This window comes from Saccharibacillus alkalitolerans (genome assembly GCF_011090185.1).
Taxonomy (GTDB): Bacteria; Bacillota; Bacilli; order Paenibacillales; family Paenibacillaceae; genus Saccharibacillus; species Saccharibacillus alkalitolerans.
In genome coordinates this window covers 551,265-563,870 of sequence record NZ_JAAFGS010000001.1, presented here as the reverse complement: position 1 = coordinate 563,870, position 12,606 = coordinate 551,265, and the positions used below count along the sequence as shown (strand labels likewise).

The following is a 12,606-nucleotide window of genomic DNA, read 5'->3' as shown; positions in this document are numbered from 1 at the left end:
AAGCAGGAACGCAAAAAAAAGCCGCACGGCACCGCCGCGCGGCTTTTGTCGTCCGCTAACTTCCCCATCCCTGCCGGTAATTTCCCGTTCCGCGGGAAACGGAGCCTTCGCGGAGCGTCGGCCGTTCTATTCGCGGCATCGCGCTCCCCGTCCCTTCTCCCGCTGAGGCATGCAAGCCGCCCGGGTCATTTTTTCAGTCCGGACTCCCGCAAAAACTGCTCGAACTGCTTCGTCACTTCTTCCGCGTAGCGGTCTTCGCCCGCTTCTTTGAGCTTCGTATGCAGTCCCGGCCACGTCTCGTCGAAGTTCAGCGTGCCGGTGATGATGCCGCGCTTGTACTCGTCCCAGACGGCGTTCAGGTTGGCGATCTCGGTGCTGACCGGCTCGGAATTGAATTTGAATGCGCCTACGGGATTCAAGTCCGCGCTTTCGTTGATTTTCTTCGTTTCTTCCCAGACGTCTTCCGGCTGTCCTTCCTTCAGATACGAGTTGAACACGCTTCCGAATACCCAATCCGCGTTCGGTCTGTACCGGGAATCGGGCAGCGCTTCGATATACTCGCCCTCCAGCTTTTTGTAATGCTCGCCTTCGATGCCGTTGCAGAGCAGATTGTACAGTTCTTTGTCCGTATTCACCAGATTGAGCAGCATCATCGCCCGTTCCGGATTCTCCGACGTGCGGCTGAGCGATTGGTTAGTCGTCGCGGAATAACCGTTGGAATACCAGCCGCTGAGCGGCGCGATAACGACGTCGTTGCCGCCGTTTTTCGCTTTGACTTCGGCCTCGATTCCGGGCTTCATGACGAGATTGAACTCGGTTCCGATCTTACCTTTGGCCATGAAGTCCGTGTTTTTCGCCGTCGCCGCATCCTTGTAAATATAGCCCGCGTCATACCATTTGTTCGCCAGTCGGTAGATGTCCAGCTCCTCCTCCGGATAGCGGTGCAGCTGATAGGTCGGATCGTCTTTTTTGATGTAAAAATGTCCGTCCAGCCCCGGCACCGACCAGAAGCCTTTGCCGTACATCTGCGCGTTGAAGTCGAAGTTGCCGCCGAAATTGCCGAACGGGATAATATCCGGCTCGTTTTCTTTGATCTGGGCGAGGAAAGGCTCGATATCTTCGACCTCTTTCAGCGAAGCCGCGTCCAGCTTGTACTTGTCGGCCAGTTCCTTTTTGATAATGTAGCCGTAGCGTCCGCCGTTGATCTGCTGATTGGGGATCGCGTAGATATCGCCGTCGACCGTAAGCCCGTCCCACATCGTCTGCGGCACGTCCTTTTTCAGCTCCGGCGCGTATTCGTCCAGCAGCTCGGTCATCGGCCGGATCGCGCCTTTGCGCACCAGCTCTTCCGGCTTCAGCATGTAACCCGTCCAGAGAATATCGAATTTTTCGCCCGACGCCAGCACCGTATTCATCTTCTGCACGTAGTCTCCCACCGGCACCGGCATCAATTTGACGGTCGCGTTGATCTTCTTCCGCGTGATGGCGTTCACGGCGTCTTCCACTTTATTCTGATCCGCCTGCAGCTGCGACAGCGGGTAATACCAGGTCAGGGTAACCGGCTTCAACCCGTTTTCGTCCGCTTCTCCCGCCGCCGTACTGCCGCCGCTTCCGCTCCCGCAGCCCGACAGCAGAGCGACCGCCAATCCCGCAAGAGCCAACAGCTTGACCATTCTTTTTCCCATTCGTACGACCTCCCATGTCTGCTTGAATTTCGCCTGCCTTGCTATTTCTCCAAGTCAGCCCTTAAGCGAACCGACCGTAAGCCCTTTCACGAAAAAGCGCTGGAAGAACGGGAAGATGACCAGCATCGGCCCGCCCGCAAGCACCGCGATGGCCATCCGGGCCGAATTGTTCGGAAACGCGGACAGGTCGATGCCGAGCTGCTGCGTGAATTCCGAGTTCGACGTGAGAAATTCGATGCTGTTCAGCGTCCGCACCAGCAGCAATTGCAGCGGCACCTTGTTCGGATCGTCGATGTAGAGCATGGCGTTGAACCATTCGTTCCAGTAAGTAAAGGAGATCAGCAGTCCGAGCGTGGCCAGCGCCGGCAGCGACAGGGGCAGCACGATCCGGAAAAAGATTCGAAACTCGCGCGCGCCGTCGATCTTCGCCGACTCGATGATTTCCAGCGGAATCTTGGACATGAAGCCTTTCATGACCATAATATTGAACGGCGACAGCAGGATAGGCAGGATCAGCGCCAGCAGGCTGTCTTTGAGATGCAGATACTGGGTGATCAAGATGTAGGTCGGGACCAGCCCTCCGCTGAACAGCATGGTGAAAAAGACGTAAAACGTGGTGATCCGGTTATAGCGGTAGTCGGTTCTCGAAATGACGTAGGCGGTCATCGCCGTCAGCAGCAGCCCGAGCGCCGCGCCGACCACGGTGATCGTCAAAGTGACGCCGTACGCCCGCAGCAGCACTTCCGGCGAATCCAGCATATAGCGATACGCTTCGAGGCTGAACGTTTCCGGAATAAAGCGGTAGCCGAACTCGGTCAGCGATTTCTCGTCGGTCAGCGACACGGAAATGACGAGCACGAACGGCAGCACGACGGCCAGCGACAGCAGCGTGAACAACAGATTGATCGCGACTTTGGACAACTCGATTTTTTGGCGCGCCATAAGCTTCCTCCTTTCGTTTTACCAGAGCGAATGATCGGGATTGATCTTTTTGACGATCGCGTTGGCGGACAGCACCAGAATCAGCCCGACGACCGATTGATACAGCCCGGTAGCCGCCGACATGCCGACGTTGCCGACTTCGCGCAGGGCGCGGTACACGTACGTGTCGATAATATCCGTCGACCCGTACAGGAAGCCCGAGTTGTTCGGGATAAAATAATGCAGACCGAAGTCGCCGCGGAACATGCTGCCGATCGACAGAATGAGCAGGATGACGATCAGCGGGCTCAGCAGCGGAACGGTGATCTTGAGCGCCATCTGCCGCTTGGTCGCGCCGTCGATTCTCGCCGCTTCGTAATATTCGCTGTTGATGCCCATGATGCCGGCGAAATAAATGAGGGTATTGAACCCGATCACTTTCCATAAATGCACGGTGACCAGAATGAACGGCCAGGCGCCGGCGTTCTGGTACCAGCTGACCGGATCGAACCCCATCGCCATCAGCGTACGGTTGACGAAGCCGTCGGCGTGGTTCAAAAACGCGTACGCGATGTAGCCGACCAGCACCCAAGACAGAAAATGCGGCAGAAACAGCGCGGTCTGGTAAAAGCGGCTCCATTTGGCTTTGACTTCGTTCAGCAGCACGGCCAGCAGAAGCGCGGCGACCAGCGTAATCAGGATGTACGCCGCATTGTACAGCACCGTGTTGCGGGTGATTCTCCAAGCGGTGTCCGTCGAGAACAGATAGCGGAAATTGTCCAGCCCCACCCATTTGCTGCCGAAGATGCCCAGATCGTAGCGATAGTTCTTAAAGGCGATGATGATGCCGATCATGGGAATGTAGGCAAAAATCAATTTGTACAAGATGCCCGGCAGCGACAGCAGAAACAGTTCCCGGTTGTTGCGGAAATGGCGAAGCTCCCTGGCAAGCCACGATTTGCGCGGCTTGGCTTCGGCGGGCGCTTGGGAGGTCTTCGCCGCGAGCGATACTTTGTCCGACATGTCTCCAGCTCCTTTCCCTTTTGTCCAGCGTTCCTTCGGGTTTCTTCTTCGTTGGCTTTCTTTGGGCGAATCTTCTCCGGCGCATATCCGGCGAAGGCTGCGGCTTTCGCATCTCCAACGATAGAGGAAAGCGCTATCATTCGTTACTGTACAATGCCATAATTGCTGTACTATCCCGCTGTACAGTTCCCGAAAAGCTGTAACGGCGCGGATTCCCGGGCAGCGCGGCGAACAAAGTCCGGCTGCGGCAGAGCGAGCGGTCCGGGAGGCGGGACATGACAAAAGCCCGCATCCGGTAAGGGCTGCGGGCCTGCTGCACGGGCCTGCTGCGCGGCCGAAACCGCCGGGCATAAACGAAAAGTTCAAGACTATGTGCTGCGCTCGATCGCCGATTTCAGCCGGTATTCTTTCGGGGTCGCGCCGTAGCGTTTTTTGAACAGCCGGTAAAAGTAGCTTTCGTTGCCGAATCCGACTTTTTGCATGATCTCGGTCACGGTCAGGCTCTGCTGCTCCAGGTAATCTTTGGCCCGCGCCAATCGGGTAGCGTTGATGCGGTCGACGACCGTCTGCCCTTCTTCCGTCTTGAACGTCTGGCCGAGATAAATGGTGCTGACCTTCAGCATGTCGGCGATCCGCTGCACGTTGAGGTCCGGATCGGCGTAATGCTTGTCGATGATCTCTTTGACCGTCTCGGCGAGCAGGCGGCTTTTGTCTTCTCTCCCGCTGCGGCCTCGCCCGCATACTTCCCGCACGATCTCCAGCAGCGCCTCTTCGATCTCGTCCAGCGTTTCCTTTTCCAAAATGCGCCGGTTGACGGTCTGCAGATTGACCGGCAGCGGATGCAGATTGTTGCGGTTCAATTCGCCCAGCGTGCCGCTGAGCGTCACCGTCAAATGCAGCACCGCGGAAAACGTGTTTTCGGCGCTGAAGCCCGACAGCGTCGTCCGCCAGCTCCGCACGGCCTGCTCCGCGTCTTCGAGCCGGCCGCTTTTGAGCCCCTCGCTCAGCCGGCGTTCCAGTTCCTGCGGAATTTCCAGCGCTTCGCGCTCCTCGTTATTTCGGATTTGCTCGGGCTCGATCACCGAGCCGCGGCCCAAAATCATCCGGTAGCCGGAATGGCGCACGGCCTGCTGATACATCGGCGTGATCGCGCGGTAATCGGAGAAGGGTTCGGTCAGCGTCACGGTAAACGACGTCCGGTAATACTGCCGGATCGTCTCCTGCAGTTCGCGGAACCGCTCGCCGAGGCGGTCCAGTTCCCGAGGCTCCGCGCCGACGATAAAGAGGAGATGCCCGCTTTTCAGTTCCGCGGCTTCGCAGGAACCGAACTCCCGCAGCAGCTCCTGGCCCACGTTCGCCACCGCGAACGCCAGCAGCGATTCCATCCGGGAACCCGGCCGGCCGGCGAGCCCCTGCAGATCGTCGATCTGCGCCAGCGCCAGTCTCATCGGCGCGCCGACGGACACGTCGAGTCCGTACTGTTCGCGAAGGCGCGCAAACGCCGCTTCGTCCAAGCTTTCGCTTGCGCCAATCAGGCTGCGCAGATGATAGCTTTTGGCAATATTGGACTGCGAAGCCCTCTCCTGCTCCAGCCCTTTGAGCCGCCCGGCCATTTCGGTCACGTTCGCCGCGATCAGCGTCAGCTCGTCGCCGGCGCGCGCGGCGGGACGCCCGCTCTCCGGAACCAGCGACAGCAGCTGCCCGACCGGCTTGTACAGCCGCAGCGCGAACAGCACGGACAGCAGCACCGCGAACGTCACCGCGGACAGCAGCACGACCGCTTCCGTCCACTTCATCTGCCGAACGCTGCCCAGCACTTCGTCCGCATTCTGCAGGCTGACGATCTGCCAATTGTTCGTCGCCCGGTTCAGATAAGTGACTTTGTACCTCTGGCCTCCGCTGTCGTAAGGAAACGAGCCCAGCGTCGGATTCGAAGACGCGATCTTCGGCAGCAGCTCGCTTCGCGCGTCCAGTCCTTCCGGCAGATCTCCGGCGGTCGACAGCAAAATACGGCCGCTTCCGTCCGCCAGAAACAGCAGATCGTTTTTGCGTTCCGACACAAGGTTAAGCGCTTTCATGTTGTCGAGCATCCAGCCCGGCTTTACGGTAAGAATGAGCAGATTGTCGTTGACGGAGCCGACGGACGGACCGTCGTATATGAACATGGCGAACACGTCGATGCCCGTGCCGCTTCCATCGAGATCGAGCGGCACGAGCTGCAGCTTCGGCACGACGGAGCTGCTCTTCATATAATTCTGCAGCGCGCCGTACAGCATCTCGTTGCTGGCCAGATCGTGATTGATCGACGAGAAGAAGCGCCGCTGCGCGCCGTTGTAAAAGACGGCGGCATGCAGGTAAGGCGAAGCCGCGACCGTGCGGTTGAGCCGGCCGATCTTCAGGATGCTCTGCCTGTAATCCCCGCCCGACTTGAGCGCGATCAGTTCTTCGTCGTTGTACATCGATACCGCCTGGTTCGTGACGATACCGTTCATGTTCTCGATATTGTAGTTGATCTGCGTCAGCAGCTTCCGGTCGGCGTCTTCCTGCATGCCGATCACCCGGCTTCGCGCGCTGGAATTGAGCAGCAGCGAGACGGCGGCCAGCACGGCGACGACCAGCATGAAGCTGAGCAGAATACGCTGCAAATATTTGCGCGAACGAAAATCGTGCAGGATGTTCATGCGCCTTCCCTCCCCGAAGTATCGATGCCCTGCCGCTTTTTCACTATAACCCCTCGTTTTTGATTTGTAAATCCTTTCCATTCATAGCTTCACGTGTTCCTTTTCAGTCTCCGGCATGACGGCGTCCCTCTCCTGGCAGCCTATTCCTTGTATTCCATGGTAGCCTCGAAGAGCGTTCTTGGGGTTCCACGATTCCGACGTTCTTTAGCACGATTTCGACTTGAAACGGCCGCGGCCCGCGCTTTTTTCGGAAGCGATTTCCGCACGGCAAAAAGCCGCTTCCGCAACTTCTTCCGAAGTTGCGAAAGCGGCCGTTTCTCTTCGCCGGGAGCCGGGCCGCGTTCTTGCCGAAAAGGCGGTCAGTCCCGCGTCAGCTTCGACGAACCGGCGATGCCGGGCTTGGTCATCTCGAACGGATTCAAGATGATGTCGAGCTCCTCCTCGCTCAGCACGTTGTGCATCAGGCACAGATCGCGCACGGAACGCCCCGTCGTCATCGCCTCTCGGGCGATGCGGGCGCAGATCTCGTAGCCCAGATACGGACTGAGCGCCGTGATGACGCCGACGCTGCGCTCGACGTATTCGGCGCAGTTCGCTTCGTTGGCTTCGATGCCGTCGATGCAGTGCGTGCGGAACACGGTCAGCGCCTGGTTCATGATGCTGATCGACTGCAGCAGATTGAACACCAGCACCGGCTCCATCACGTTCAGTTCCAGCTGTCCGGCTTCGGACGCCAGCGAGATCGTATGATCGTTGCCGATAACCTGGAACGCCGTCTGATTGACCACTTCGCACATGACCGGATTGACTTTGCCCGGCATGATCGACGAGCCCGGCTGGCGTTCCGGCAGCTTCAGCTCGGCCAATCCCGCGCGCGGGCCCGAAGCCAGCAGGCGGATGTCGTTGGCCACCTTCGACAGGTTGATCATGCAGATCTTCAGCGCGCCCGACAGCTCGGTATAGGCGTCCGTGTTCTGCGTCGCGTCGACCAGGTCTTCGGCGTGGCGCAGCGGCATGCCGCTGATCTCTGCCAGCTTGACCACGACCGCGCTCATATAGTTAACGTCCGCGTTCAGGCCGGTACCGATCGCCGTCGCGCCCATATTGACCTCGTGCAGCAGCTCTTTGGAGCGGCGCACCCGATGCAGGTCGCGGCCCAGTACCCGCGCGTAGGCGGCGAATTCCTGCCCGAGACGGATCGGAACGGCGTCCTGAAGGTGGGTACGCCCCATTTTGATGATGTGGTCGAACTCGCGGGCTTTGTTTTCGAACGAACGCTGCAGACGCTCCATGGTGTCTTCCAGCTTCTCGACGAGCGACAGCGCCGCGATATGGATCGCCGTCGGGAACACGTCGTTGGTCGACTGCGCCATATTGACGTGCACGTTCGGATTCAGATGGAAATAATCGCCCTTGGCCTTGCCCATCAACTCCAGCGCGCGGTTCGCGATCACTTCGTTGGCGTTCATATTGATCGACGTTCCGGCGCCGCCCTGGATCGGGTCGACGATGAACTGCGCGTCCCATACGCCGTCCATCACTTCGCCCGCCGCTTCCACGATCGGAGCGCCCAGATGAGCCTGCAGGCGTCCCACCTCCATGTTCGCGAGCGCCGCCGCTTTTTTCACGATGCCCAGCGCGCGAATCATCGACTCGTGAATCCGGTAGCCGGTAATCGGAAAATTCTCGATCGCCCTCATCGTCTGCACGCCGTAATAGGCGTCCGTAGGAACCTGCTTGGCTCCCAGAAAATCCTTTTCTATCCGAAACTGCGGTTGCATCCGTTTTCCGTCCTCTCAGAACCGTATTCGCTTTCAGGCCTTCTTGCTGCCTATATATCCTTATATCGGGTATTTAAAACTTAAGATTTAGCCGCCGGGCGCGCAGCCGAAAACAAGGAAGGGGCGCCTGCGCTCCGTTCCCTGTTCCCGCCGCCTTCCGGGCTTCTTACAGCGTCTTCTCGGCGACCGTGATCGTCGGTTCCGCCGAGACGTCGACGTTGCCCTGAAGCGCCCGCGTGATCATGCAGGAGCTTTCCGCCTGGTGCGCCAGCCGTTCCGCTTTGGTCCGCGCTTCCTCGCCCTGGCCGCCGGCCAGAACGAGCAGCGGACGATGCGTGATCGACTTGTACGTGAAGATATTGTTCGTGACGTCCACGACGCCTTCGGAATCGAGCGTCAGGCTCTCCACTTCGATGGACGAACGCTCCAGCATCGCCGCAAGCGTGATAATGTAGCAGATCGCCGCCGCTCCGAGCAGCATTTCGTCCGGGTTGGTGCCGACACCAGGCCCGCCCATCGGTTCCGGAATCGAAATTTCGGTCTTCAGCTCTCCGCTTTCGATCGTGCCCGTGCTGTTGCGCCCTCCGTTCCAGTCCGCTTTGAGCCGGAATACGTGATTCATGCGATACTCTCTCCCTTTGCGTTCAAAATGGCTTCCACTTCAGTATACGCCAAACCGTGGGCCTCCGCGACCGCCCGGTACGTCACGCGCCCTTCGCACGTGTTGATGCCTTTCGCCAGCGCGGGATTGTCCAGCGCCGCCTGCCGAAAGCCTTTGCGCGCGATCTGCAGGCCGTACGGCGTCGTCACCATCGTCAGCGCCAGCGTCGACGTGCGCGCGACCGCGCCCGGCATGTTCGCCACCGCATAATGCAGCACGCCGTGCTTCTCGTATACGGGATCGTCGTGCGTCGTGATCCGGTCGATGGTCGCGATGGAGCCTCCCTGGTCGATCGCCACGTCGACGATGACCGAACCGGCGCCCATCGTCTTCACCATTTCTTCGGTTACGAGCTTCGGCGCGCGGGCGCCGGGAATCAGCACGGCTCCCACGAGCAGGTCGGCGCGCTCCGCCGCCGTCTCCAGATTGTGCTTATCGGACATGAGCGTCTTGATCCGTCCGCCGAATTGATCGTCGATCTGCCGCAGCCGGTCCGCGTTGATGTCGAGGATCGTCACGTCCGCGCCGAGTCCGACCGCCATTTTGGCCGCGTTCACGCCGACGATGCCGCCGCCCACGATCGTGACGCGGCCCGGCTCCACGCCCGGCACGCCGCCGAGCAGCACGCCTTTGCCGCCGAACGGCTTTTCCAGGAAATGCGCGCCGATCTGGATCGACATGCGGCCGGCGACCTCGCTCATCGGCGTCAGCAGCGGCAGGCTGCCGTTGCTCAGCTGGATCGTCTCGTAGGCGATGCCCGTCACGCCCCTGTCCAGCAGCGCGCGGGTGAGAGCCGGCTCGGGCGCGAGATGCAGATACGTGTACAAAATGAGTCCCTCGCGGAAGAAGCCGTATTCGCTCTCCAGCGGTTCCTTGATCTTGACCACCATCTCGGCCGCCCAGGCTTCCGCCGCATCGTCCACGACGACCGCGCCCGCATCCCGGTAATCTTCGTCCGAAAATCCGATGCCCAGCCCCGCGCCCGTCTCGATCCGCACTTCGTGTCCTTCGGCGGCGTACGCCCGGACCGAAGCCGGCGTCAAGCCTACCCGGTTCTCGTTGTTTTTGATTTCTTTCGGCACTCCGATAATCATGCTCGTTCCCCCCGTCAATAGGCTGATCTAACCTTTAGCAGAGTCGACTCCAACCGGCGCAATCAAGCTGGTTAAAGTTCCCAATTTCCATTTTAACATACGGCGCATAAAAAGAAATCCGCCTTTTTTTCGCCTTTTTTGACCAAAAAACCTATCGCGTCTTGCTATGTATGCGCTGCCCGGATTAGAATGTGAGAAATACGCTTTTCACTCCTGCTCCGAAACAACGCGGTAAAGCGAAGCGAGTATTGACGCTCTTTCGCGTTTACGTCGGCGAAGAGGCGGGATGACAGCTCAAAGGAGACTATGCACACATGAACGAAACATTGGAACAGCTGCGGGCCGGCGTCGACGAAATCGACTCCCAGCTTCTGGAACTGCTCAGCAAACGCGCCGAACTGGTGCACCAAATCGGACAGGTCAAAGAATCGCAGGGCGTGCCGAAGTTCGAGCCCGAGCGCGAGAAGGAAATTCTCGACCGGATCACCGCCCTCAACAAAGGACCTTTCTCCGACAGCACGCTGAAGCATCTGTTCAAGGAAATCTTCAAAGCGTCGCTGAACATCCAGCAGGAAGACCATAAGCGCCAGCTGCTGGTCAGCCGCAAAAAGCGCCCGGAAGACACGATCGTTACGTTCAAAGGCGTGGAAGTCGGCGGACCGAGTCCGATTCTCGTGGCGGGCCCGTGCTCGATCGAATCGCGCGAACAGCTTCGGACGGTCGCCAAGGCGCTCAAAGATTCCGGCGTGACGGTCATGCGCGGCGGCGCGTTCAAGCCGAGAACGTCTCCTTACGATTTCCAGGGCATGGGTCTCGACGGCCTCAAGCTGCTGAAGGAAGTGGCGGACGAGTTCGGACTGGCGACGATCAGCGAGATCGTGCACCCCTCGCATATCGACATCGCGGCCGATTACATCGACGTGATCCAGATCGGCGCGCGCAACATGCACAACTTCGAGCTGCTTAAGGAAGTAGGCGGAGCGAAGATTCCGGTCCTGCTCAAGCGCGGCCTGTCCGCGACGCTGGACGAGTTCATCCACGCGGCCGAATACATCATGGTCAGCGGCAACGAACAGATCATGCTGATCGAGCGCGGCATCCGCACCTACGAAAAAGCGACCCGCAACACGCTCGACATCTCGGCGGTTCCGCTGCTCAAGCAGGAAACCCACCTGCCGGTCATGGTCGACGTGACGCACTCCACGGGCCGCAAAGACATCATGCTCCCGTGCGCCAAAGCCGCTCTGGCCGCAGGCGCGGACGGCATCATGATCGAAGTTCACCCGGACCCGCAGACCGCTCTGTCCGACGCCGGACAGCAGCTGGACATTCCCCAGTTCGGCGCGTTCTGGGACGGGCTCAAAAATTCCGGTTTGTTCGGTCCCCGTTCTTAATCAAGAAGCCCTGCGAGTTCACTCGCAGGGCTTCTTTTTTGAACTTTTCGTTTCAGCTCTCCGCCGGATTGCCGACTTCGCCCATAAACACGATCAATCCCGTCGTCCGGTCGGTAATCGCGAAGAAGAACGGGCGGTTCAGCTTCAGTTCGAACGGCTCCGATACGGGCTCGGACGAGCCGCTGACGCCGAGCGCCGTCACGGCCGCGGCTTCGCTTCCTTCTTCGCCGACGTCGATGAATGTCTTTTGATCGACGAAGCTGAGATGAAGATTTTCCGCGGGCGCTCCGTCCGGAGCGAAGAGTCCGCCAAGTTCCTCCTTTTGGGCGTCGAAAGCCGAAGGCATTCCGAGCGCGATCAAGGCCTCTTTGAGTTTCAGCTTGTCTTCCAGCTTGAAGCGCGGCAGCTCCACCGATCCCGGTCTCCGCTCGAGCTGCCCGCTCCACTCTCCGAACTTCGGCAGCTGATCGTGCAGGAATTCCCGCAGCGAGCTGCCTTTGTCGGGCAGCGCCAGAATCATGCCGAAATTTTCGGATTCCCCGTAAGGCAGGCGAATCGCTTCGAAGCCGTCGCCGTCCAGATAAGCGTAGCTGCCGCTCTGCCGCATCGTCGGCACTTCGATCCGCTGTCCGTCGTTCGTCCGAAACGGCAGATTCGCGGTCAGGCTTTTCTCGAAAGGCTCGCTCCAATCGCCTTTGAAATACATCGCGTTCATGAGAAGCAGCAGCATGTCGCCGCTGATCGGCCCCTCCGCTACTTTCGTGATTTTGCCGTGCGTGCGAGCGGAAGCCCAATCGTTCAGCGTCCGGACCGCCTTATCCGCGGAAAAATCCAATTCGCGAATTTCCGCTCCGTACCTTTTTTTCATCCGCTGCGCGTAATCCGGATTCAGCGCAAAGCCTTTGCGGCTCCACAGCGAATTGGCGATCTCCATCCGCACCGACGGATCGGAACCTCGCAGCAGGTCGCTCAAAATCATCTGCCCCTCGTCGAGCGCATCGCCGGAAATTCCGTTCAGCCGCAGCGCTTTTTCCATTTCCGCGGCTGTCGCGCCTTCCGCTCCGCCTTTAAGCATCGATAACGCCATCGTCAGCCCGGCCGGCGACACCATGCGGTTCGGCCCGGGCTCTTCTTCGCCGGGATGCTGTTCCAGCACGGCGTAGAAATCCAGCGCAAAATCGTTCATCGACGCGGCAAGCTTCGGATCGGCGTCTTCCGCCGCGTAAGCCGAGCTGTGCCTCGATCCTTCCGCGCCGGCCGAACAGCCGGCCGTCACGGCCAGCAGAGACGCGAGCGCCAGATATCGGATCGCTTTTCCTTTTGCTCGATTTCCCCGCTTTTCTTTTTTAGCCGCTGCACGCATTCT

The 12,606-nt window shown here is 59.4% G+C and carries 9 protein-coding genes; 1 reads left to right on the top strand and 8 read right to left on the bottom strand.

Translation table 11 applies throughout. The annotated features are described in order from the left end of the window. Positions 1 to 185: 185 nt before the first annotated feature. The 7 genes from GYN08_RS02285 to ald form a co-directional block, all read right to left on the bottom strand. A complete protein-coding gene (locus tag GYN08_RS02285) occupies positions 186 to 1,685 on the bottom strand; it encodes an ABC transporter substrate-binding protein (RefSeq protein WP_166272107.1) in 1,500 nt (499 codons plus the stop codon). Positions 1,686 to 1,739: 54 nt separating this feature from the next. Beyond that, positions 1,740 to 2,627, bottom strand: a complete 888-nt coding sequence (locus GYN08_RS02280) for a carbohydrate ABC transporter permease (protein ID WP_166272105.1) — start codon at positions 2,625 to 2,627, stop codon at positions 1,740 to 1,742. An 18-nt stretch (positions 2,628 to 2,645) separates the two neighbouring features. Beyond that, complete coding sequence (locus GYN08_RS02275) at positions 2,646 to 3,629, bottom strand: ABC transporter permease (protein WP_166272103.1); 984 nt, start codon at positions 3,627 to 3,629, stop codon at positions 2,646 to 2,648. Between the two features lie 368 nt (positions 3,630 to 3,997). Next, positions 3,998 to 6,310 (bottom strand): helix-turn-helix domain-containing protein, encoded by a 2,313-nt coding sequence (locus GYN08_RS02270; RefSeq protein WP_166272101.1) that lies wholly within the window; start codon positions 6,308 to 6,310, stop codon positions 3,998 to 4,000. 359 nt (positions 6,311 to 6,669) lie between these two features. Continuing rightward, entirely contained in the window at positions 6,670 to 8,091 is a 1,422-nt protein-coding gene (gene aspA / locus GYN08_RS02265; protein ID WP_166272099.1) for an aspartate ammonia-lyase, read from the bottom strand. A gap of 166 nt (positions 8,092 to 8,257) precedes the next feature. Further along, positions 8,258 to 8,713: an OsmC family protein gene (locus tag GYN08_RS02260; RefSeq protein WP_166272097.1), complete on the bottom strand. Its 456-nt coding sequence runs from the start codon at positions 8,711 to 8,713 to the stop codon at positions 8,258 to 8,260. After that, positions 8,710 to 9,846, bottom strand: coding sequence for an alanine dehydrogenase (gene ald / locus GYN08_RS02255; RefSeq protein WP_166272095.1), 1,137 nt, complete (start codon positions 9,844 to 9,846; stop codon positions 8,710 to 8,712). Before ald ends, GYN08_RS02260 begins: the two co-directional genes overlap by 4 nt. Positions 9,847 to 10,160: 314 nt before the next feature. On the opposite strand from ald, the gene GYN08_RS02250 reads away from it, so the two are divergent. Beyond that, the gene (locus tag GYN08_RS02250) at positions 10,161 to 11,240 is read left to right on the top strand and encodes a bifunctional 3-deoxy-7-phosphoheptulonate synthase/chorismate mutase (RefSeq protein WP_166272093.1); all 1,080 of its coding nucleotides are present in this window, start codon (positions 10,161 to 10,163) and stop codon (positions 11,238 to 11,240) included. A 52-nt stretch (positions 11,241 to 11,292) separates the two neighbouring features. Here the strand turns inward: GYN08_RS02250 and GYN08_RS02245 are convergent, their stop codons facing one another. Then, positions 11,293 to 12,603, bottom strand: coding sequence for a serpin family protein (locus tag GYN08_RS02245; protein WP_166272091.1), 1,311 nt, complete (start codon positions 12,601 to 12,603; stop codon positions 11,293 to 11,295). Positions 12,604 to 12,606 lie beyond the last annotated feature (3 nt).

What these genes read in the sequence shown, in the direction of transcription:
- GYN08_RS02285 (WP_166272107.1), bottom strand. Translation starts at nt 1,685, where the DNA reads ATGGGAAAAAGAATGGTCAAGCTGTTGGCTCTTGCGGGATTGGCGGTC.
- GYN08_RS02280 (WP_166272105.1), bottom strand. Translation starts at nt 2,627, where the DNA reads ATGGCGCGCCAAAAAATCGAGTTGTCCAAAGTCGCGATCAATCTGTTG.
- GYN08_RS02275 (WP_166272103.1), bottom strand. Translation starts at nt 3,629, where the DNA reads ATGTCGGACAAAGTATCGCTCGCGGCGAAGACCTCCCAAGCGCCCGCC.
- GYN08_RS02270 (WP_166272101.1), bottom strand. Translation starts at nt 6,310, where the DNA reads ATGAACATCCTGCACGATTTTCGTTCGCGCAAATATTTGCAGCGTATT.
- aspA (WP_166272099.1), bottom strand. Translation starts at nt 8,091, where the DNA reads ATGCAACCGCAGTTTCGGATAGAAAAGGATTTTCTGGGAGCCAAGCAG.
- GYN08_RS02260 (WP_166272097.1), bottom strand. Translation starts at nt 8,713, where the DNA reads ATGAATCACGTATTCCGGCTCAAAGCGGACTGGAACGGAGGGCGCAAC.
- ald (WP_166272095.1), bottom strand. Translation starts at nt 9,846, where the DNA reads ATGATTATCGGAGTGCCGAAAGAAATCAAAAACAACGAGAACCGGGTA.
- GYN08_RS02250 (WP_166272093.1), top strand. Translation starts at nt 10,161, where the DNA reads ATGAACGAAACATTGGAACAGCTGCGGGCCGGCGTCGACGAAATCGAC.
- GYN08_RS02245 (WP_166272091.1), bottom strand. Translation starts at nt 12,603, where the DNA reads ATGCGTGCAGCGGCTAAAAAAGAAAAGCGGGGAAATCGAGCAAAAGGA.